22 protein-coding genes and 1 tRNA gene are annotated in these 21,058 nt (G+C 66.7%); 14 read left to right on the top strand and 9 right to left on the bottom strand.

The features are described 5' to 3' along the window. The first annotated feature begins 247 nt into the window (after positions 1-247). Positions 248-478: a hypothetical protein gene (locus DVK03_RS13345; protein WP_004041856.1), complete on the top strand. Its 231-nt coding sequence runs from the start codon at positions 248-250 to the stop codon at positions 476-478. A 66-nt stretch (positions 479-544) separates the two neighbouring features. Here DVK03_RS13345 and rnhB read toward each other — a convergent pair whose 3' ends face one another. Beyond that, positions 545-1,192 carry a ribonuclease HII gene (gene rnhB, locus DVK03_RS13340; RefSeq protein ID WP_115803215.1) on the bottom strand — a complete coding sequence of 216 codons (648 nt, stop codon included), beginning with the start codon at positions 1,190-1,192 and terminating at the stop codon, positions 545-547. A gap of 90 nt (positions 1,193-1,282) precedes the next feature. Continuing rightward, the gene (locus DVK03_RS13335) at positions 1,283-2,566 is read right to left on the bottom strand and encodes a tRNA pseudouridine(54/55) synthase Pus10 (RefSeq protein ID WP_115803214.1); all 1,284 of its coding nucleotides are present in this window, start codon (positions 2,564-2,566) and stop codon (positions 1,283-1,285) included. Positions 2,567-2,756: 190 nt separating this feature from the next. Here DVK03_RS13335 and DVK03_RS13330 point away from each other — a divergent pair, with 190 nt between their 5' ends. Next, positions 2,757-3,734 carry a DMT family transporter gene (locus DVK03_RS13330; RefSeq protein WP_006601151.1) on the top strand — a complete coding sequence of 326 codons (978 nt, stop codon included), beginning with the start codon at positions 2,757-2,759 and terminating at the stop codon, positions 3,732-3,734. A 133-nt stretch (positions 3,735-3,867) separates the two neighbouring features. On the opposite strand, the gene DVK03_RS13325 is transcribed toward DVK03_RS13330, so the two are convergent. The 5 genes from DVK03_RS13325 to DVK03_RS13305 all read right to left on the bottom strand — a co-directional run bounded on the left by DVK03_RS13325 (position 3,868) and on the right by DVK03_RS13305 (position 7,967). Continuing rightward, positions 3,868-4,476 (bottom strand): twin-arginine translocation signal domain-containing protein, encoded by a 609-nt coding sequence (locus tag DVK03_RS13325; RefSeq protein WP_115803212.1) that lies wholly within the window; start codon positions 4,474-4,476, stop codon positions 3,868-3,870. 100 nt (positions 4,477-4,576) lie between these two features. Then, positions 4,577-5,170: a DUF4112 domain-containing protein gene (locus DVK03_RS13320; RefSeq protein ID WP_115803211.1), complete on the bottom strand. Its 594-nt coding sequence runs from the start codon at positions 5,168-5,170 to the stop codon at positions 4,577-4,579. A gap of 214 nt (positions 5,171-5,384) precedes the next feature. After that, a complete protein-coding gene (aceB, locus tag DVK03_RS13315; RefSeq protein ID WP_115803210.1) occupies positions 5,385-6,686 on the bottom strand; it encodes a malate synthase AceB in 1,302 nt (433 codons plus the stop codon). Continuing rightward, positions 6,679-7,716 carry an isocitrate lyase gene (gene aceA / locus DVK03_RS13310; protein WP_058566409.1) on the bottom strand — a complete coding sequence of 346 codons (1,038 nt, stop codon included), beginning with the start codon at positions 7,714-7,716 and terminating at the stop codon, positions 6,679-6,681. Before aceA ends, aceB begins: the two co-directional genes overlap by 8 nt. Further along, a complete protein-coding gene (locus tag DVK03_RS13305) occupies positions 7,713-7,967 on the bottom strand; it encodes a hypothetical protein (RefSeq protein ID WP_115803209.1) in 255 nt (84 codons plus the stop codon). Before DVK03_RS13305 ends, aceA begins: the two co-directional genes overlap by 4 nt. 345 nt (positions 7,968-8,312) lie before the next feature. Here DVK03_RS13305 and DVK03_RS13300 point away from each other — a divergent pair, with 345 nt between their 5' ends. The 7 genes from DVK03_RS13300 to DVK03_RS13270 all read left to right on the top strand — a co-directional run bounded on the left by DVK03_RS13300 (position 8,313) and on the right by DVK03_RS13270 (position 14,862). After that, positions 8,313-9,266: an ABC transporter ATP-binding protein gene (locus DVK03_RS13300; RefSeq protein ID WP_006601154.1), complete on the top strand. Its 954-nt coding sequence runs from the start codon at positions 8,313-8,315 to the stop codon at positions 9,264-9,266. Further along, positions 9,263-10,039, top strand: a complete 777-nt coding sequence (locus DVK03_RS13295) for an ABC transporter permease (protein WP_115803208.1) — start codon at positions 9,263-9,265, stop codon at positions 10,037-10,039. Before DVK03_RS13300 ends, DVK03_RS13295 begins: the two co-directional genes overlap by 4 nt. A 132-nt stretch (positions 10,040-10,171) precedes the next feature. Next, positions 10,172-11,071 (top strand): S49 family peptidase, encoded by a 900-nt coding sequence (locus DVK03_RS13290; RefSeq protein ID WP_004062915.1) that lies wholly within the window; start codon positions 10,172-10,174, stop codon positions 11,069-11,071. Continuing rightward, on the top strand, positions 11,058-12,107 hold the full coding sequence (locus tag DVK03_RS13285) for a DUF4350 domain-containing protein (RefSeq protein ID WP_115803207.1): 1,050 nt from the start codon (positions 11,058-11,060) through the stop codon (positions 12,105-12,107). The genes DVK03_RS13290 and DVK03_RS13285 overlap by 14 nt, the downstream gene beginning before the upstream one ends. Before the next feature lie 214 nt (positions 12,108-12,321). Next, positions 12,322-12,918, top strand: coding sequence for a tRNA (pseudouridine(54)-N(1))-methyltransferase TrmY (gene trmY / locus DVK03_RS13280; protein WP_115803205.1), 597 nt, complete (start codon positions 12,322-12,324; stop codon positions 12,916-12,918). 84 nt (positions 12,919-13,002) lie between these two features. Further along, positions 13,003-13,075, top strand: a tRNA-Pro gene (locus DVK03_RS13275). 545 nt (positions 13,076-13,620) lie between these two features. Continuing rightward, the gene (locus tag DVK03_RS13270) at positions 13,621-14,862 is read left to right on the top strand and encodes an ABC transporter substrate-binding protein (RefSeq protein WP_115803203.1); all 1,242 of its coding nucleotides are present in this window, start codon (positions 13,621-13,623) and stop codon (positions 14,860-14,862) included. A 117-nt stretch (positions 14,863-14,979) separates the two neighbouring features. On the opposite strand, the gene DVK03_RS13265 is transcribed toward DVK03_RS13270, so the two are convergent. Beyond that, positions 14,980-15,174, bottom strand: coding sequence for a cold-shock protein (locus DVK03_RS13265; protein ID WP_004041873.1), 195 nt, complete (start codon positions 15,172-15,174; stop codon positions 14,980-14,982). 252 nt (positions 15,175-15,426) lie between these two features. Here DVK03_RS13265 and DVK03_RS13260 point away from each other — a divergent pair, with 252 nt between their 5' ends. Beyond that, positions 15,427-16,044 (top strand): bifunctional 2-polyprenyl-6-hydroxyphenol methylase/3-demethylubiquinol 3-O-methyltransferase UbiG, encoded by a 618-nt coding sequence (locus DVK03_RS13260; protein WP_008608314.1) that lies wholly within the window; start codon positions 15,427-15,429, stop codon positions 16,042-16,044. 44 nt (positions 16,045-16,088) lie between these two features. On the opposite strand, the gene DVK03_RS13255 is transcribed toward DVK03_RS13260, so the two are convergent. After that, a complete protein-coding gene (locus DVK03_RS13255) occupies positions 16,089-16,805 on the bottom strand; it encodes a hypothetical protein (RefSeq protein WP_006601160.1) in 717 nt (238 codons plus the stop codon). A gap of 119 nt (positions 16,806-16,924) precedes the next feature. On the opposite strand from DVK03_RS13255, the gene DVK03_RS13250 reads away from it, so the two are divergent. The 4 genes from DVK03_RS13250 (at position 16,925) to DVK03_RS13235 (ending at position 21,036) form a co-directional block, all read left to right on the top strand. Continuing rightward, the gene (locus DVK03_RS13250; protein ID WP_115803202.1) at positions 16,925-17,656 is read left to right on the top strand and encodes a hypothetical protein; all 732 of its coding nucleotides are present in this window, start codon (positions 16,925-16,927) and stop codon (positions 17,654-17,656) included. A 46-nt stretch (positions 17,657-17,702) separates the two neighbouring features. Beyond that, on the top strand, positions 17,703-18,251 hold the full coding sequence (locus DVK03_RS13245; protein ID WP_004062906.1) for an NUDIX hydrolase: 549 nt from the start codon (positions 17,703-17,705) through the stop codon (positions 18,249-18,251). A 91-nt stretch (positions 18,252-18,342) separates the two neighbouring features. Further along, positions 18,343-19,116, top strand: a complete 774-nt coding sequence (locus tag DVK03_RS13240) for a CPBP family intramembrane glutamic endopeptidase (RefSeq protein ID WP_004062905.1) — start codon at positions 18,343-18,345, stop codon at positions 19,114-19,116. Between the two features lie 48 nt (positions 19,117-19,164). Then, positions 19,165-21,036 (top strand): SLC13 family permease, encoded by a 1,872-nt coding sequence (locus DVK03_RS13235; protein WP_115803200.1) that lies wholly within the window; start codon positions 19,165-19,167, stop codon positions 21,034-21,036. Positions 21,037-21,058: the final 22 nt, after the last annotated feature.

Genomic DNA, 21,058 nt, shown 5'->3' with positions numbered 1-21,058 from the left:
ACCGCCCCCCGGACACCGCGAAGTCGCGATTCCGTCCGCTCGGGCGGCCTCGACGATTCTCGAAGCTGATATCTCCGTGTCCGGACGAGTGTTCTCTATTTCAGAATCGGCAGACTGCGGCGGTTTCGGTCGTCCTCACCGGGGCGGATTCGCCGACAGAATCATATAGACTGTCTATAAAATATTGAGTGAAGCGGCAACCAAGCAACCGCCGCCCGTCGGTAATCACGGTGCACGCACTCCACTCATGGACGATACGACCCTTCGACACGACGACCCGGACGCGACGACGACCCGCCCGGACGCCTTGCGGCGCTCCGACGCCGCGGACGACGAACTCGTCGCTATCGTCGCCCCGTACGACGACGCGCCCGACGAGTGCACCATCTTCCCCGCAGGACTCACAGAAGACGAGCTGCTGACGACGTGGCTCTCCGCCCAGGAAGGCGCGTACGTCGCGCTCGCCGAGATGCGGTAATCGTCTCCGCGATTCGCCTCCGAACTACCGGCCCTCCACGTTTTCCACCGCCGGTTCCCCGACGCCTCAGAAATCCCCTAGTGACGACTGTTCGTGCGCGGCCACGAGGTCGGCGCACGTCGACCACGACTTCCGCGCGCAGTCCGGCAGAATGCCGTGGTCGCGGACGTACTCCCGCAGGAACTCGCGGGTCGTCCCGTCGCTCGGATAGCCGCTTCCGACCTCGCCGTACTCGTCAGCGATGGCCTCGACCCGTCGGTCGCGTTCGACTTTCGCCACGATGCTCGCCGCGCCGACGATGGCGTGTTCGTCGTCCGCGCGGTGCTGGGCGCGGACCGCGACCGAGACGCCCGCCTCGGCCAGACCCTCGCGGACGCGACGGCCGAACCGCGACTCGCTCACGTCGCCCGCGTCGCAGACGAGTTCGTCGGCGTCGGCGGCGACGTCGGCGGCCGCTTCGACCTGCGCCCGGACGGTCAGCAGGTTCATGTCCGTCTCGGGGTCGTCGATGGTCTCGGGCTCGACGAACGCGACGCCGACCGAGATGTCGTCGCGCTCTCGCAGCTCTGCGGCGAGTTCCTCGCGCCGCTCGGGGGCGAGGCGCTTCGAGTCGGCGATACCGTCCGGGAGGGCGTCGGGGTCCGCCCGGACCGCCGCGGCGACCATCGGACCCAACACGGGTCCCTTTCCGGCCTCGTCGACGCCGATGTGCATACCTGGTCGGGTCTTGGGGTGGAAAATTAGAGGTTGCGGTCCGCGACGCCGACCAGACCGGTTCCCGCCGACTCCCGCCGGCGTCTCGATTCAGTCCTTGAAGAACGCGTCGTCCTCGAACGGCTCGTCCTCGCCTTCGACCGCGATGACGTCGAGCGCGGTGACGACCGCGCCCGTGTCGAGGATGCCGGCGAGGCTCGGGTTGGTTCGGCCCTCGTCGCCGGAGACGAGTTCCTTGATGTAGAGGCCGCCCTCGCCGTGGATTTCGACGGTCGCGTGGCGCGGGTCTTCGAGGTCGCCGGTGGCGTCGTAGACGTGGCGGGTGCGGGTGATGCTCGCGCGGCGGTGGTCCACGCGGTTGGGGGTGTACTGCTCGATGGTCGCGCCGGTGAGTTCGTCCAGCGCGGCCGCCAGTTCCGCGTCGGTCACGCCGTCGTCGAACTCGACGGCGGCGCGGTACTCCTTGCTCGCGTCGAGTTTCTTCACGCGCTCGACCATGTCGTAGGTGGCGAGTCGGAGCCCCTCGACCTCGATTTCGCCCTCGGCCATCGCGTTGATGTCGCCTTCGAGCTGTTCGACGTCGACGGTGCGGCGACGCGGCTCCATGATTTCGACCACGAACGGTCGGCCCGTGCCGAGCATGAGCGCGTCCACGTCCTCGCGGCCCGCGCCGTGGAACTTCGCGTCGACGCCGTCCATCACGTCCGTCACGACGGGGGCGACGAAGCCCTCGACGCTGTTCTCGTAGAGGTAGCCGGAGCCGCCGCAGTAGTCGCACGGCTCTTTACCCTTGTAGCCCGAGCCGTCGCACTCGCGGCAGGGCCACTCGGTCTGCGGGATGTCGCGGGCGAGCTTCCGGTAGCGCCCGTAGACGAACGCGGAGTTGAGTTGCGCCTCGACGGTGTCGGCTTCGATGTCGAGGAGGAACTGCACGTCGGGACGGGTGAAGTCCACCTCGGTGCCGGTGAGCCGGCCCACGCGCTTTCCGACCTCGCGGTTGAACTCGGATTTGAACAGTTCGCCGGCGTCCTCGGGGAGCCCCGCGCCCTCGCGGAGGAGCAGTTCGTTCTCCTCGACGAGCGGCGGCGCGCGGGTGCCGACCTGGTACGTCTCGACTTCCACGTCCTCGATGGCCTCTGCACAGCGCTCGGCCCAGTCGTCGAACTCGGCGCAGGCTCCCTCGCAGACCCAGCAGTCCTCGGTGTCGACGGCCTCGTACGGTTCGTCGTCGTCGAGGGCGGCGGCGACCCGGAGCGACTTGCCCCGCTCGGCGTTCGTCAGCCCGAAACTGCGCTCGGCGAAGGCCCGGCCCAGACAGGCGTCGCAGACCGGCCCGCTCTCCGCGAGCGCTCGCGCGTCCTCAAGGATGCTCATGGTCGGTCTCTCTCGGGGCGCGCGTAACTAGCTTACTTTGTTCGTCGGGTCGCCGACGGCTTCGCTGACGTTCCGCCACGCTGAGACGGTTGTCAACACGACCCGAGAGGAGTGCTATCTCGGCTCCGAGAAATTTGATGTACGGCGGCGTGGTAGCCGTTTCAACACCTGGGTCTACGGTCGATATCTCGTGTCTATCAATACGCAAACGAATCGGACGCTCGCACTGTTCGCGACCATCGCGGTCCTCTGGGGGACCTCCTTTATGGCTATCGAGGTCGGACTCGACGCCCTCCCGCCCGTGCTGTTCGCCGCCCTCCGGTACGACGTGGCCGGCGTCGTGCTATTCGGCTACGGCCTGCTCGCGGCGGAGGACTGGCGGCCCCGCGGCCGCGACGAGTGGCTCGTCGTCTTCGTCGGCGGCGCGCTCCTCATCGGCGCGCACTTCTCGCTTCTGTTCTCCGGCCAGCGGTACGTGACGAGCGGCGTCTCGGCCATCGTCATCAGCCTCGCGCCCGTCCTCACGCCGCTTTTCGCGTGGCCGATGCTCCCCGAAGAGCGCCTCGACGCGTTCGGCTTCCTCGGCGTCTTGCTGGGGCTGGCCGGAACGGTGGTCATCGCCCTCGCGTCCGGGTCGGTCGGCGGCCAACTCCTCGGCGTCCTCTTGCTGTTTCTCGCCGCCGCGGCGTGGGCGTTCGGCTCGGTACTCGTCAAGCGACTGCCCGGCAACCCGCCGGTCGTTCCGATGCAGTCGTGGATGATGCTCATCGGCGCGGCCATGCTCCACGTCACGAGCCCCGTCCTCGGCGAACCCGGCCTCGCGAGCGTGGCGTGGACGCCCGTCGTCGTCGCCGCGCTGCTGTTTTTGGCCGTGCTGTGCAGCGCCGTCGGCTTCATCGCCTACTTCGTCCTGCTCGACCGCATCGGCGCGGTCGAAATCAGCCTCGTCAACTACGTCACGCCGGTCGTCGCCGCCGTCACCGGCTGGGCGTTCCTCGGCGAGCGCCTCGGCCCCGTCACCGTCGCCGGCTTTGCGCTCATCCTCGCCGGCTTCGCGTTCATGAAGCGCGACGCGCTCGGCCCGCTGGGGCGGCGCTTCGGCGTCCGCGTCGGCCTCGTCGCGCCCGCACCGGCGGCCGACCCGGACGGACTGCCGGCCGACGACTGAGTCGCTCCCGTCGCTGCTCTCGCGTCGCGTTACGCTCCCGTCGCTCCGCGTGCAACAGCGCGAGTCGTCACCCGCTTCGGTCGAAAAAAGCTCCGTCGCGTCCGACGCCGGCGTCGGTCGTCGGTCGTCGTCCTCAGTTGCTGGTCTCGTTGCCGGACGACGTGGTCGTCTCGGTCGCCGTCGTCGTGACCGTCTCGTTGGCGGTCGTCGTCTCGGTGACCGTCTCGTTCGTCGCGGTTTCGTTCGTGGTCGTCTCGTTCGTGGCCGTCGTCGTCGCGGTCTCCTCGGCACCGACCTCGTGAGTCGCGAGGACCTCTTCGGCACCCTCGCTGCCGACCCAGACGACCTCGACCGTCGAGCCGCTTTCTGCGGACTCGATTTCGAGGAAGTTACCGACCGAGACGGGGAACTCCCCGCCCTTGTCGCCGTCAGCGACCCACGTCGCGGTGCGCTCGTCGTCGACGGTGACGTAGACCTCGTCCGTTCCCTCGTCGGTGATTTTCTCGCCGCCCATGTGGACGACGCGGAGGACGCCGCTGTTCGTGCGGAAGGTGAGTTCCGGCGACGGGACCTCGGCCGGTTCGGCCTCGGTCGTCGTCTCGCCAGTCGTACTGTTGCCGGTCTCGTTGCCCGTCTCGGTATCCGCGGTCGGCTGCGACTCGGAGCCACCGCCCATACAACCGGCGGTGGTGAGGAGGGCTCCCGTCGTGGCGACGCTCTTCAGGAAGGTTCGTCGTTCCATACGCCACGGTTTGCAAGCTCGTATATATGTCTTGTAGTTTATATTTTGGGAGGAGATAACCAGCCACACACCCGGTTTAGTTAGTTTGTTTTTCAGATAGTTACAATAGGCCAACCTGTCCGAGCAGCCACAGGACGCCGAGCGCAGTCGCCGCGCCGAGCGCGACGAGCAGGAGGGTGACGGCGGCCACCGCGGCCACGAGGAAGCGCCGGTCGGCCGCTGCGGCCGCGGGGGAGGTGTCGTCGCATCGGGCTTCCAACAGCCGGACGTTCCGGGCGTTGGCCTTCCACGCCGCGTCGAACACGTCGCCGACGAGCGGTATCGACCCGACGGTCGCGTCGAGGACGACGTTGCCGAGCATCCGCGCGAGCGTCGCTCGCGGCACGCCGAGCATGGCGGCCTCGACGAGGATGTACGCCGAGAGCGCCGAGGCCGTCGCGTCACCGACTCCCGGCACGAGCCCCAGTATCGGGTCGAGGCCGACGCGGTAGTTCGTCCCCGGAATCTCGACCGCCTCGTCGAGGTAGAAGCTCACCGTGCGGAGTCGCGCGAGGGTCTCCTCGTCGGTGACGCCAGTCGCCTCGAACTCGACGACTGCATCGGGTTCCAGCGGTTCGTCGCCGTCGCCGCTGCCGTCGTTGGCGTCGTCGCTCTCCGACGCGGTCGTCGCCGGGGTGTTCGAGGAATCGTTCACACGCGTCGAGTCGCGCGCGCGGACCTTGAGGCTAGCGTCGATAGGAGGCCTGTCGAGTCGAAGCGGACCGCGCGAGACTGCCAAAAAAGCGAGGCGCGCCGCCCCCACGGTTCGGGCGCGCGCGCCGCAGAGCTACGAAACCGGACGCCGTCGTCTGACCAAGCCGGAAACCGGGGCCGACGGCGGACCCCCTGTGGCGGACCGTCTTCCGCGCTTACAGACCCACCTCCATCGCGCGCTCGACGACGCCCGCGCCGTAGCGTTCTTCCAGTTCATCGTGTTGGTCCGGGCGGTTCTCGTACACGTCTTGGAACAGGCTGATGGGCGTCATCGCGGCCTGATAGGTCGCTTCGTCCCACATCCGGTCTTTTTCGATGTCGATTTCGGTGCCGCCGATACGGAGCGTCGCGGACTGCGTCATGGCGATAGCGCCGCGGCCGGCCTCCTTGGCAGCCTCGAACTCCTCCATGGAGTCGACGATGTCGTCCATGCTCGGGACGTACGAGGTCAGACCCAGCAGTTCCTCGCGGAGTTCGTCGGCGGTGAGCTCCCGCGCGTCGCCGCCGACCCGGAGTTCGTAGCCGCCGTCGGTGGCTTCGAGCGAGAGGCGGTCGCCGTCGTACGCCTCGACGCCGTCCTCGGACGCGAGTTCGACCTCTTCGCCGTCCGCGTCGAGGAGCCAACTGCCGGTCTTCGGCGGGAGCGGCGAGGTGTTTGCCTCGACGACCTGTCCGGGCGTGAGCGACCAGATGCCGAGCATCCCCTTCGCCTGATTGTCGGTCATGCGCTCGCGGTAGCCCTCCACGTCGCGGATGTCGTCGTAGGGGCCGTCCACGGCGATACAGCCGGCGGCGCTGGCCCCGCGGGAGGTGTTGTGTCGAAGCTCCGGCCACGCCGGGAGTTCGCCCGTCGGCGTCATGGCGCGCATGTCCTTCGTGTAGTCGACCTCGCCGTCGACGAGGAGGAACAGCCGTTCGAGGTTGTTCGTCGGCTTGCCCATCTCGTCGCGGAGGTCGCCCATGGCGAGTTCGGCCTCGCCGCTCTCGATGATGACCGACATGGCGAGGCTCCCCTCGTCGAGTCCGTGCTCGTTCTCGACGATGGTGAACCACTCGTCGGCCTTCTTCCAGTCGTCGATGCCGCCGACTTCGGGGATGACGAAGCCGTCGATGTGCTCGACCGCGCCGTTTTCCGGGTCGGTGATTTCGAGCATGTGCTGGAAGCCCTGATACCGAGTTTCGGGGCTGTCGCGGTGCCAGACCATCCGGGGGTGAATCTCGCCGGGGAACTCCGAGCCGTGTTCGGAGATGACTTCGATGATGTTCTCGGCCCCCTCGTCGCGCATCGACGGCGCGGTGGCGTCCTCGTTGTCGGGGACCCACACGTCGGGCGCTTGCATCCCGCGGAGGCCGGCCGCCCGTCGGAGCATCTTCGCGGAGTCGGCTTCGCCCTCGACGGCCGTCGGCGAGGTGAAGAACGTCCGCACGAACTGGCGGTCGTGTCTGCGCTCAGTCATCGTCGTTGCTCGTGATGGGGTCGGCCTGCTCCTCGCTGAACCCTTCCGACTCCTCGATGCGGCGGCGTGCCTCGGGGTCGAACTGCGTCTCGATGTCCTGATACCGCGAGACGAACGACAGTTCGTGGTGGCTCTCGGTCGGGTGGTCGAGGTAGCGCTGTTCGAGGTCGAACTGGCCTTCCTCGTCCTGTTCGGCGAGCTTCTTGAAGTCCTCGTAGACGGCGTGCGCGCCCGAGTGGAGGCCGAACAGCGTGATGAAGATGTACTTGTAGCCGAGGTCACCCAGCTCCTGGAACGTCAGCGGGTCCTCCTCTTCGGACCACGCGAACGACGACGAGTAGTTGAACGCGAGCTTCAGGTCCGGATGCGTCTCGTGAATCTCCTCGGCGTAGGCGACGGCGTCCTCGCGCGAGGGGTTCGGCATCTCGGGCCAGACGATGTCGACGCCGGCGTCGGCGTAGATGCGGCCGCGCTCGACGTGCTCGTCCCAGTCGCCGTTCGAAGAGCCGTAGGCGTCGGTGCGGGCGATGACGACTGTATCTTCCGACTGCTTGGCGTCGACGGCGGCCTCGAAGCGAGCCTTGGCCTTCTCGCGGGAGACGATTTGCTTGCCCGCGATGTGGCCGCAGCGCTTGGGCGTCGTCTGGTCTTCGATGTGGACGGCGGCGACGCCGGCCTTCTCGTACTCGCGGACGGCGCGGCGGACGTTGTGGATGCCGCCGTAGCCCGTGTCGCAGTCGGCGATGACCGGCAGGTTCGTCGCCTCGACCATGCGCTTTGCGTTCTCGACCATCTCGGTCATCGTGACCATCTCCAGGTCGGGGAAGCCGAACTGCCCGAGGACCGTCGAGTAGCCGGACATGTAGGCGGCGTCGTGGCCCGTCATCTCGGCGAGGCGGGCGTCGAGCGCGTGGTACATGCCGGGGGCGAACACGAAGTCCTGCGTGTTCAGCATCTCCCGCAGTTCGCGGGCCTTCTGGTTGTCAACATCCTGTGCGAAGACGTCGCTGTCGAGTTCGGTCGGGTTCATTGGGTGTCGGTGGGCTGCATCGTTCGCTCGATGCGGTTCAGTTGGGCGCGGAGCGCGGCGAGTTCGCGCCGAATCGTCGTCATCTCGTCGTCCTCACCCGGTTGTCGGATGAAGGGGACGAGCGGCGCGTCCATGTTCTCCTCGTTGTTGGGGTAGCGCCGCGCGGCGGGGGGACGAGTCGGCGTCGAGCGAGCGGTGGTCTGCGTGCGGGTCGTCGTGTCGGTTCGGGTCGTGTTGTCGCGGTTTGTCATCGGTTACGTCGGTGGGGTCGGCGGTCGGTAGCGGTCGGTTCGTATCGCGGTCGTCGAGCGGTCGGACGCGTGGTGTGCTGCGGATACTACCATCGGATGTCTCCTCACCCGGTTCGACTGCCGAGGAGTACTAATAGTTAATGATTGATAATGATAATATTAGTTAATGACTTAGTTCTGTACGGATGGATATTAGGCCCTAATTTGATACATGGTAACACATCGTCCCTCGCAGAGGATTCGAGCGTCGTCGGCTCCACCCGGCGACCGGGCGTGCCACGCCGTGACGGGGCGTTCCGCGGACACTACGCTTAATCGCGTCCACGCCCGACGACGCACCAGCGAATGGCATCTGCGATTGAGATACGCGACTTGACGAAGTCCTACGGCGACGTCCGCGCCCTCGACGGCGTCGACCTCGACGTTCCGGAGGGGTCGTTCTTCGGGCTGTTGGGGCCGAACGGGGCGGGGAAGACGACGTTCATCAACATCCTCGTCGGCCTCGTCCGCAAGACCGGCGGCGAGGCGAGCGTCTTCGGCTACGACGTGGAAGACGACTACCGCGAGGCACGCGACCGCATCGGCCTCGCGCCCCAGGAGTTCAACGTGGACCGCTTTTTCCCCATCCGCGAGGTGCTCGAACACAAGGCGGGCTACCACGGGGTTCCGCACGACGAGGCCCGCGAGCGCGCCGACGAGGTGCTCAAGCGCGTCGGCATCTACGACAAGCGTGACACCCGCTTCGACTGGCTCTCCGGCGGGATGAAACGCCGCTTCATGCTCGCGCGGGCGCTCATCACCGACCCCGACCTGCTCATCCTCGACGAGCCGACCGCCGGGGTCGACGTGCAACTTCGCCACGAACTCTGGGAGACCATCGTCGACCTCAACGACAGCGGGACGACCATCCTCCTTACGACCCACTACATCGAGGAGGCCGAACGCCTCTGCGACGAGGTCGCCATCCTCGACTCCGGGTCCGTCATCGAGGTCGCCAGCCCCGAGGAACTGATGGACCGCGGCACCGACGACATCGTCGTCCAACTCCGCGACCCGCCGACGGCGGTGCCCGACTTCGCGGCCGACGACGACCGCGTCGAGGCCGTCGAACTGGACGGCACTCGCCTCGTCGTGACGGCCCAACAGGGCGGTCTCGTCGCCCCCGACGTGGTGCAGGCGCTCGACCGGCAGGGCCACGAAATCGTCGACCTCGAAATCTCTCGCACGTCGCTCGAAGAGGTGTTCGTCGAGATGACGAGACAGGGCGAGGGCCGCGCCACCGCGGAGGTCGAGCAATGAGCCTCACGAGTCTCGACGTGACCGGCTTTTACGCCCTGCTTCGCCGCGAGGTCCTCCGGTTCGTCCGCCGCCCGCGCAACACGTTCGTCCCGCCGTTTATCACGAACGTGCTGTACTTCTCCGTCTTCGGCGTCATCCTCGGCGAGCGCATCAACGAAATCGCGGGCGTCCCGTACATCCTGTTTATCCTCCCCGGGCTCATCGTCCTCGGGGCCGTCTCCAACGCCTTCGAGAACGCCTCTTTCTCTATCTTCCACGGCCGCTGGAACCGCTACATCGAGGAGGCGCTCACCTCGCCGCTGTCGTACACCTCGATGGTCGGCGCGTACGTCCTCTCCAGTGCGACCCGCGGGGTGCTCGTCGGCACGCTCGTCGCCCTCATCGGGATGGTCTTTACCACCGTCGGCGTCGCCCAACCGTTCTACCTCGTCGCGTTCATGCTCATCATCACTCTGCTGTTCGCGGGCCTCGGCGTGGTCGGCGGCCTCTGGGCCGACGACTTCGACGACCTGACGATGATGAACCAGTTCATCCTCCGCCCGCTGGTGTTCTTCGGCGGCGTCTTCTACTCGCTCAACGAGATTCCGGCGACCTTCCAGCAGGCGTCGCTGCTCAATCCGATGATATACATGGTCAACGGCGTCCGCTACGGCTTCCTCGGCGTCACCGAGGTGGACCCGAACCTCTCTCTCGGCGTGCTGACGGCGCTCACGCTCGCCGTCGTCGGCCTCAACGTCGTGCTGTTCCGGCGCGGCTACGGGCTGACCGACTGAGACTAACCGGCCGACGCTCGGGCGACGGCGAACCCTCGGGCGATGCAGTTCCCCGCCGCCGTTATTGTCTGGTGGACTGTATTTTCTAATGACAAGTATTTTGAAACCGGCTCGAAAACTCACGGTCGACGTATGGTATCAAAACCCTCCTCCGCGGCGTCGACGCGGACCGTCTCGGTCCTCGCCATCGTCGCGGCCGTCCTGGTTGGAGCATTCCTCGCCCCCGTCGTCTACGACGCGGCCGCGCCCACCCCCGACAGGGTCGCGGTCATCTCGGTCGACGGGACCATCACCTCCCACACAGCTGACCAGCTGGAAGAGGACCTACAAGAAGCGCGAGAGAACGAATCGATAAAGGCGGTCGTCCTGCAGGTCGACAGCCCCGGCGGCTCCGCGGCCGCGTCCGAGCAGATGTATCTGGCGGTCAACCGGACCGCCCAAGAGATGCCCGTCGTTTCGAGCGTCGAAGGAACGGGCGCGTCGGGCGCGTACTACACGATGCTTCCCTCCGAGAGCATCTACGTGACGCCCTCCTCGGTCATCGGGAGCGTCGGCGTCCGCGGGTCGGCCCCCATCGGCGGCACGTCCAACGAGATTCGCACCGGACCGGACAAGGCGTCGATGACCGTCGACCAGCGCGAAGCCCAGATTGAGACGCTGAAACACGCCTTCGTCGGTAGCGTCATGGAGCACCGCGGCGACGAGCTCTCGCTGTCGCGCGAAGAGGTCGCCTACGCGAAGGTCTACACCGGCGCTCGCGCCACGCAGAACGGCTACGCCGACGACATCGGCACGCTCCAGACGGCCATCGACCGCGCCGCCTCCGAGGCCGGCCTCGAAAACTACGAGGTCGTCGAGAAGGAGCCGCCGACCCAGTCCGGCATCATCCTTCTCAGCTCGCAGGACGGCAACTCGACGGTCGTCGTCGAAGAGAGTCCCATGGGCTACGACGGCGTTCGCGCGCCGCAGTTCCTGATGGTGTACGGACAGGTGCAGTACGAAGACGAGGTGATCGGCAATGTCTCAGCGTAACTTACTCGGCGGGACGGTCGTCTTCGCGGTCGTACTCGGCCTCATTCTGGTCGGGGCCGCGGTGGCACCCTACGCCGTCCAACTCGGCGGCAGCGACTCGGCAGACACCCAGAACGCCGCGAAACAGGCGTTCAACGCGGACGAACTCGTCGCCACGCCCGGCCCCGAATCGGGCGAGGTGACGATGGACTCCAACGCCGCGTCGAAGACCGTCCTCATCGACGTCGGCCACGGCAACGACGTGAGCGAGTCCGACGTGCAACCGCTCGTCGACGCCCTCGTCGCCAACGGCCACGAGGTTGAGTACCTCACCCGCGAGGACGCCCAGCGGAACTTCAACGCTTCGCTCCGTCGGGCCGACGCCTTCGTCGTCGTCAACCCCGAGCAGCCGTACACCGGCGGCCAACTCGACGGCCTCCGGTCGTTCGAAGACGCCGGCGGCCGCGTCGCTCTCGTCGGGGACCCGCAGTCCGCGGGCACGACGAGCATCCTCGGCCTCGTCAGCGTCTCGGTGTCGTCCGGCCCCACCGGCGGCGACGCCGGACTGACCTCCGACTACGGGGTCTCGTTCGGCTCCACGTCGCTGTACAACATGCACGACTACTACCTCAACTACGAGAACGTCTACGCCACGCCGGAGGGCGACACCGCCCTGACCGAGGGCGTCGACGAGGTCGTGTTCCGCGACGCCGCGCCGCTTTCGATTTCGGCCGACAGCGTCTCGCCGGCGCTCGTCTCCGGCGGCGAGACCCGCGTCGAGTCGATTCGTAAGTCCGGTCCGTACACGGTCGCCGCCCAGAGCGAGACGGTCGTCGCCATCGGCGACGCCGACTTCCTCACGCCTGAGTCGGCCTACGAGGCCGACAACGAGGTTCTCGTCGGCAACCTCGCGGACTTCCTCGTCTCCGGCGACAAGGAGTCCGGTGCGCCCGCTCCGGCCACGCCCGAATCCGGCGCCCCGGGTCCGGGCGGTTCAGCGTCCGGCCCGGCACCGGGTTCAGCACCCACCCAGGGAACCACGCCGACCTCGGCGTAACCGAGTCGCACCGACGCGACTGACACCACCCATCGACGACGCGACCGAAGCCGGACCCCCGGTTTCGACGCGCCCCGTTCGATTCTTTCGAGGCTCAGTCCCCGCGCCTCCGAGCGACGGCTCCCGGCCTCGCCGGGCGTCTTCGCCGCCGTCGCCCCTTGTCGCTCGCCCGCGAGTGGACACCGATAAGGCCCCCACGCGCCGAGTCGGACGCATGCGCCAATTCATCGTCATCGGCCACGACGCGCCGACGACGCCCGACTTCTCGCTCGACGACATCGCGGGCGGGGCCGGCCGACTCGACGTGCTCTGCCGCTGTGTCAACTCCGCGTTCTTCCTCTCGCACGACATCCGCGAGGACGTTCGGGTCCACCTCGTCCTCGGAAACGAGTACACCGTCCGCTTCGAGGGGTCGGAACTCCGCCGACTCAACCCCGACGAGCGCTCCACCGCCGCCCTGATTCGCAAGGCGCTCGAAAAACGCGAGGAGGCCATCGGCCACATGCCCGCCGAGTCGTCGCCGGGCGTCTCTATCCGCCGGATGGGCTTCGAGACGACGCTGGAAGAGACCGCCAGCGACGCGACCGTGGTCGAACTCCACGAGGACGGCGACCCCGTGGTTCAGGTCGAACCGCCCGAAAACCCGCTTTTCGTCCTCTCGGACCACCACGACTTCACCGACGAGGAAGCCGAGTTGCTGGCGGCCGCCGCCGACGAGCGGGTCCGCCTCGGCCCCGAAATCCTCCACGCCGACCACTCGATTACGGTCGCGCACAACTACCTCGACACGGCGGGCTATTCGCGGTACTGAGTCGGGGTCGGCGGTGTGCCACGGCGTCTGACGGTGGCCCGCAATCACAACTGTTAAACGCGACGGTGGCTTGCCTCAAAATGCGGGCCGGTGGGGTAGCTTGGTATCCTTCGGCCTTCGGGTGGCCGTAACCTCAGTTCGAATCTGAGCCGGCCCATATTCTCCCCACCTTTCACGACCCGCGAGCGACAGCGAGTGGTCTGAAAGGTGTGGGCGATTTCACCCGGTGAAGATTCGAATCAAGGAACGAACGAAGTGAGTGACCGTGGTCCACGCGAGCACAGCGAGCGTGAAGAGGCGAGACGACGTCTCGCTGGATTCGAATCTGAGCCGTACTCGCGAACGAAGTGAGCGGGTGCTTGTGACGAGCGAAGCGAGTCACAGTGGCCCATTTCTACCCCTTTCAACGCCAACGAGCACCGCGTAGCGTGTGCGAGTTCCCCCGAAACGGTGTCTGGGCGACCGAAGATTCGAACGTCCGAGCGACAGCGAGGGAAGTTCGAATCTGAGACGGCATCTTCACGGACAACCTACCTGAGTTTTGGACAGTAGTTGCAAACGGGCGGATCCACCGACACGGCCGCCGTTTCGACACCGACGAATCCACGGTGTCTCCGACGACTAAACGACCACTGGCAGTCGTGACCCCGCTGTCGCCCGAGAACCGAAGCAATTATCTATTTTAGGCAGACCTAAAAAACTATGGAGCACGACGAGACGCCACGGACGGGACTGACGCGGCGCGACTACGTGAAGTACGGCGGCGCGGCGGTCGGCGGCGGGCTGCTCGCCGGCTGTACCGGGGGAAGCGGTTCGGAATCGACGGCCGACGGCGAGACCGACGCCCCGACCCAGACCGCGACCGAAGCGGCCACCGAAACGGGGACTGAATCGCCCGCGGACGGGTCGTACTCGGTGACGATGTCGCCGGTCGGCACCGTGGAGTTCGACGAACCGCCGCAGAGCATCTTCACGCGGCTGACCCACCACGCGGGGATGGCGTTCGCGCTCGGCCGCGGCGACGACGTCAACGCGGTCAACGGGCCGGCGTACTACGACGCGACGTGGAAGCAGTTCACGGCGCGGCTCCCCGGCGTCGAGGTGGACTGGGCGGACCTGTACCCCTCGTGGGAGACGAGCAAGGAGAAGCTCTACGAACTCGACAGCGACGTGCATCTGGCCGACCCCGCGTGGGTCGTCCAACTCGAACAGTGGGACATGGCCGACATCGAGGAGGTCGCCGAGAACATCTCGCCGTGGTTCGGGAACTCGTTGAGCGCCCGTCACGCGTCGCCGACGGACGAGTGGACCGGCGACTACGAGTACTACACGCTGTGGGAGCAGTTCGAGAAGGTCGCGCAGATGCTCAGAGAGGAGGAGCGCTACGAGGCGCTTGCGGCCGTCCACGACGACGTGCTCGCCACCATCGAGGCGGGGCTGCCGCCGGAAGACGAGCGCCCGAGCGTCGTGTTGCTCACCGCGTCCGACATCGAGAACCAGGTCTGGGCGTACACGGTCGGCAACCCCGGCTTTATGACCTCGCACATCCGGCCGCTCGCACCGCACGACGCGTTCGAGGGCTCTATCGAGTCGGGGTCGACCGTCGACTTCGAGGCGCTGTTGGAGGCCGACCCCGACGTTCTGCTCTTCCTGAGCGGGATGCAGCCGAGCGTCAGCATGAACGACCTCCGGGCGACGCTCGAATCCGACCCCGTCGCCGCGGAGATTTCGGCGGTCCAGAACGGTCGGGTCTACCCGCAGGGCGCGCGCTATCAGGGGCCGATTCTCAACCTCTTCCAGCTTGAGATGAGCGCCAAGCAGTTCTATCCCGAGGCGTTCGGGGAGTGGCCGACCTCGGACGGCGGCCCGTACCCCGAAATCCCGGAAGACGAACAGCTGTTCGACCGCCAGCACGTCGCCGACATCATCAACGGCGAGTTCTGAGCGGTCTCGCCGCCGCTTTTTCGGCCAGCGACCGGCCGCGAACGCGTCGCTCGCCGGTCGAATATACGCAAAATGTAAGTTATCGTTCTGCCGCGAAACGCGGCGTACTAAATTAGTTTAAAGGCGCGTGAGGTTCGTCGCGCGGGGGCCCTTGGGGGCCTGCTCGATGTCGAACTCCACATCCGTGCCTTCTTCGAGGTCCGGGCCGCCGATGTCTTCCATGTGGAAGAACACGTCGTCGTCAGCATCGTCCGTCGAAATGAAACCGTAGCCGCCAGTGTCGTTGAAGAAATCAACGTTTCCTTTCGCCATTGCTTTTGAACACACACGCCCTTTACGGATAAGACTTGTGAGGGTCGTGTTGTCACGGGGTTATTTTATTGAATACTTTTCTGAATCATCGACGTTTGTAGACGAATGTTCTGATACGTCGGTTCTGGACGCGCTCGCCTAGTGGTTCGACGGCGATTCCGCGGTAAGCTGTGGTATCGGCAGTTCCGATCGTCGAATCCGGCGGGTCGCGGCCGACGAGGCTTTACGCGTGGCCGGACGGTCTCCGACACCGTGGATGCTAACGACGTTCGTCGGAAGTGGGCAGACCGGTCGGGAGAGTTCTCGCCGGAGTACTACGCGTACTACGGGCCGAACGAGACGAGCGAGGCGATTCGGCGGGTGTTCGACGAGCGACTCGACGCCTCGGCGTCGATTCTCGAACTCGGTTGCGGACCCGGCCGACACCTCTCGCACCTCCGCGAACACGGCTTCGAGAACCTCCACGGCGTCGACATCAACCCCGACTGCTTCGAGGTGATGGCCGACGCCTACCCCGACCTCGCCCGCTGCGGGACGTTCCACGCCGCCGCCATCGAGGAGACCGTCGAGGAGTTCTCTCCGGGGCAGTTCGACGCCGTCTACTCCGTCGAGACGCTCCAGCACGTCCACCCCGACGACGCGTGGGTGTTCGAGGCGGTCGCTCGGAGCGCGAGCGACTACGTCGTCACCGTCGAAAACGAGGGCGACCGGTCGGTGCCGCCCGAGGACCGCGGCGTCAACGACGAGGAGTACGACTTCCCGCTGTACTACCGCGATTGGGCGGCCGTGTTCGAGCCGTTCGGCTTCGAACAGGTCGCCTGCGAACACGGCGACCGCGACACCCGCCGCGTGTTCCGCCGGGTCGACTGACCCCGCGAGCGCGGCCGCCACCTCGTTTTCACCTCGTTTTCGACTCAGAACCCGCCGTAGCGGAGGTACACCATGTCGGCGATGAGGACGAGTTGGAACACTCCCTGCACGCCGCCGAGCATGGCGTTCTGTTTTCCGATGGCCGAGATGACGCCGGGGTCCGGGTCCTCGGAGGTCATCTCGAAGTACATCCGTATCTCGCCGGGCATCAGGAAGCCGAAGCCCTGCACCGAGAGGATAGTGACGACGACGAGCGCGACGACGATGGCCGGGGTCGTCATCCGGAAGTCTCCGATGGTGGTCGCGACCCACGCGAGCGACCCGACGGTGGCGACGGCGAAGACGACCTGCCAGCGCCGGTCGCGCCACGCGTTCAGCCGGCGACCGAGCAGGAGGCAAATCGGAATCAGGTTCGCGGCGGTGAACAGCGCGAGCCACGGTTCGGCGTGGGGAAACACGCCGAGTCGCTGGGCGAGCGTGATGCCGCCCGCGATGGTGACGAGCGCCATCGACGGGAGGAAAAACGAGGTCTTCGGCGTGAGGCGCTCGAACACCGCGGCGCTCTGTTCGTCGCTCAAGCCGCCGATGACCGGCCCGAGAATCGCCCCCATGAACAGGTCGGTTCCCGTCCAGAGCAGCCCCGCCATGACGTGGACGAACGTGTGTTGCTGGGGCGACCCGACCGTCACCGCGTAGGCGAGCGCGACCACCGAGACGGCGACGATGCCGCCCGCAAAGGCCGGGTTCGCCCGTCGTGCCATCCCACCGATTGTCCCACCAATCGATGCCCTGTGTTGGCTCATCACATCCGAGACGCGTATCACCGATGATAAATCCGGCGACGGACGCACTTATCCCCTCCAATCGCCACCTTCCGACCATGACTGACGCCCTCTCGTTCGATATCGCGAGCGTCGACGACGTCGCGGCCAACCGAGACGAGGTCGTCGCCGCGGTCGAGGCCCACGCGGGCACCATCGCGCGCGAACTCGCCATCCTCCAGGGCGGCGACTACGGCCAGGAGACGTTCAAGACGCGCCGCGGGACGTGGACGCTCAAGTACGAGGCGGGCGCGCTCCAGTATCTCCGGTTCAAGGGGAAGTCGGGCGGCGAGACGTACGTCGTCTCGACCAAACAGCCGCCGGAGCCGAAGGCGCTGGCGACGGCGATGCAGGACTACCCGGCGTTCGTGGAGGCGTACAACGACCACGTCGAGTCGCTCGACGGCGTCCTCGACGACGTGCCGACGGCGTTCCCCGCGGTGACGACGACCGAGGAAATCGTCGCCCAGCGGGACCAACTCGTCTCGACCATCCGCGAGGTGGCCGACACCATGGCGGGCGAACTCAACCGCTTCGACGGCGAGTACGGCACCTTCACCCAGCGGGTCGGCGGCACGCGCTGGGAGCTGAAGTGGGACGGCCCGCGGGCGTCGTACCTCCGCGTCGGCGGCGAGGGCGGCATCTACCTGCTGTCGCAGTACGAACCGCCCGCCGCGCCCGACGTGCGCGAACTCGCCGGCGACTTCGCCGCGTTCGTGGAGGCGTACAACGACTACGTCGACGACCTCGAAGCCGACCTCGCGACCGTCTCGTTCGACGACGCGGGGTAGGCGGGGTATCGCGACGCTTTTGGAAACACCGCCGTCACTTGCTGTCATGAGCGACGACGACCTCGCGTGGGAGACCACCGACACGCGCATCGACTACTCGTGTCCCGGCTTCGACATCCGCATGGACGACGTTCGGCTCCCCGACGGGACCGAGACGGACTTCCACTACGTCGACGAGCCGGCGGCGGTCGTCGTCCTCCCCTTCACACCCGACGGCGACGTGGTCGTCATCGACGAGTGGCGACAGGCCGTCGGCCGGACGAACCGCGGCCTCCCCGCCGGCGGCACCGAACCGGACGACGACGACTACGCCGCGGCCGCCCGGCGCGAACTCGCAGAGGAGACCGGCCACGAGGCCGAGACGGTCGAACCGCTCGTGACCGTCGAGCCGGCCAACGGCATCGCCAACTCCGTCCACCACTACTTCGTCGCGCGCGGATGCGAGCCGAGCGCCGACCAGAACCTCGACTTCAACGAGAGCATCCGCCCGACGACGGTCGACTACGACGACCTCAAGGGGGCCGTCCTCGCGGGCGAGGTGCGCGACGCCCGGACGGTCCTCGGCGTGCTCTACTACGAACTCGCCGGCGAGTAGCGCACCCGGTCACTCGCGCGCCCGCGTTCGCCCCTCGAACCCCGTTCCGAGGCGAGAAGGATTTTGACGCCGGCGCTCCAACTGGTCGCCTGTGTCTACTACGACGCGTTTCCCCGACCTCGCTCGGTCCTTCCTCGCAGCTATCGCCCTCGGCGGCGGCGGTCTCGTCGTCGGCACGATACTCGTCTTTATCACGCAGTTCGCGGCGGCGAGCGCGGGCGTCGAACTGACGCCCCTCGCGCTCGTCGTCACGTCGCTCATCCTCTTGCAGGGCATCGCCTTCGGCGGCGTCGCCCTCGTCTACACCAGATACCGCGGCCTCGACCGCTCGTACTTCGGCGTCTCGATGCCGTCGCTCCGCGACCTCGTCGCGGTCGTCCTCGGCTACGTGACCGCGCTCGTCGCGGCGTTCGTCGGCGCGTTCCTCGTCTCGACGTTCGGCGTCCAAGCGGGGTCGAACCAAGTGACCGAAATCGCCGCACAGGACCCCGAAGTACTGTTGCTCCTCGTCCCGGCGTCGTTCCTCCTCATCGGCCCGGGCGAGGAACTGCTGTTCCGCGGGGTCGTCCAGAACCGCATCCGCGAGTCGTTCGGCCCGGTCCCGGGCATCGCCCTCGCCAGCGCCATCTTCGCCGCGATTCACTACGTCGCGCTCACCGGCGGCGCGGGCGGCCGCCTCGTCACCATCGGCATCCTGTTCCTCCCGAGCGTCGTCTTCGGCACGGCGTACGAACTGACCGACAACATCACCGTCCCGGCGCTCATCCACGGCGCGTACAACGCGACGCTGTTCTCGCTCGCGTACCTCGTGTTCAAGCTCACCGAGATGAGCCCCGGCGGGGTCCCGACCGAACTGCTGTTCTGAGCAGTCGTCGATACCAGCCTTTTTCGCTCGCTGTCCCCTCGAACAGATGTGTTCTTTTCCACACTCGTGTCGGTAGTCGAAGGACTCGTCCCGGCGGCCGTCACGGGCGATATGCTCGTCGTCTTCGCGCTCATCCTGCTTTCTCTCGTCTTGTTCGCCACCGAGTGGCTCCCCATCGACGTGACCGCCATCGTCGTGATGGTCCTTCTGATGGTGTTGGAGCCGTGGACGCAAATCACCCCGCAAGAGGGACTGTCGGGGTTCGCCAGCCCCGCGACCATCACCGTGCTGGCGATGCTTATCCTGAGCACGGGGGTCAACCGAACCGGTATCGTCCAACTCATCGGGCGGAAGATGGCCGAGTTCGCCGGCAACAGCCGCTCGAAACAGCTCGCAGCGACCATCACCGTCACCGGGCCGGTGTCGGGGTTCATCAACAACACGCCGGTCGTCGCCATCCTCGTCCCGGTCGTCGCGGACCTCGCGCACAAGGGCAAGACCTCCCCGTCGAAGCTCCTCATGCCGCTTTCGTTCGCGTCGATGCTCGGCGGCACCCTGACGGTCATCGGCACGTCGACGAACATCCTCGCCAGCGACATCGCGGCCCAGCTCGGACGGGAGTCGCCCGGCCTCGGCCTCCACGCCTTCGGGATGTTCGAGTTCACCAAACTCGGCGTCATCGTCTTCGTGGTCGGCGCGGTCTACCTCATGACGGTCGGCGTCCGCCTGCTCCCCACGCGGGTGCCCGCCGAGGACGACCTCGTCGAGGAGTACGCGCTCCAGGAGTACCTCGCCGACGTGGTCGTCCCCGCGGACTCGTCGCTCATCGGCCAGACCGTCCAAGAGGCCCTCGGGAACGACGACCTCGACATCGACGTGTTACAGCTCATCCGCTACGGCGAGCAGTTCCCCGAACCGCTGGCTCGCAAGGAGATTCACGAAAACGACACGCTCCGGCTCCGCACGAACCGCGAGACGCTCGAACGAATCATGCGCTCGGAGGGGCTCACGTTCGTCGGCGGCCCCCGCTCCGAGAGCGAACTCCACCCGGGCGAAGAAGAGCCTGTCATGGTCGAAGTCGTCATCCCCTCGGGCTCGTTTCTCGTCGGCGAGAGCCTCGCCAGTTCGACGTTCCGCCAGCGTTACGACGCGAACGTGCTCGCCTTTCGGACCCGCGGGAAGGTCGTCCGCGACCGCTTCGAGGACATCGACATCCGCGTCGGTGACACGTTACTCGTGCAGGCCCCGCCCGACAGCCTCACCCGCCTCGTCCAAAACGAGGACTTCATCGTCGCCCACGAGTTCGACGACGTCGACTACCGAACCGAGAAGACGCCGTTCGCGGTCGCCATCATCGCCGGCGTCGTCGCGCTCCCGGCGTTCAACGTCCTTCCCATCGTCGTCTCTGCGCTCGGGGGCGTGGTCGCGATGATTCTCACCGGCGTCCTCAAGCCGAACGAACTGTACAAATCGGTCGAGTGGAACGTCATCTTCCTGCTCGCGGGCGTCATCCCGCTCGGCGTCGCGCTCCAACAGACGGGTGCCGCGGCGCTTCTCGGTGACGCCGTCGCCTCGACCGCGACGTTCCTCCCCGCAATCGGCGTGCTGTGGGTGTTCTACCTCGCGACCGGGTTGCTCACGAGCGTCATCTCGAACAACGCGAGCGTCGTGCTCATGATTCCGGTCGCCGCCAGCGCCGCCCAATCAATCGGGGCCAACGCGTTCGCGTTCGTCCTCGCCGTGACCTTTGCGGCGTCGACGGCGTTCATGACCCCCGTCGGCTACCAGACGAACCTGTTCGTCTACGGCCCCGGCGGCTACACGTTCTCGGACTTCCTCCGTGTCGGCGCGCCCTTGCAATTGCTCCTGTCGGTCGTCACCGTGGCCGGCATCGCCTTCTTCTGGGGCGTCGGCGCGTAGGCGCGCCTCCCCGGCGCGCGAG

Source organism: Haloferax sp. Atlit-109R, assembly GCF_003665865.1.
Taxonomy (GTDB): Archaea; Halobacteriota; Halobacteria; order Halobacteriales; family Haloferacaceae; genus Haloferax; species Haloferax volcanii.
This window is presented reverse-complemented; position numbering and strand designations above follow the sequence as displayed.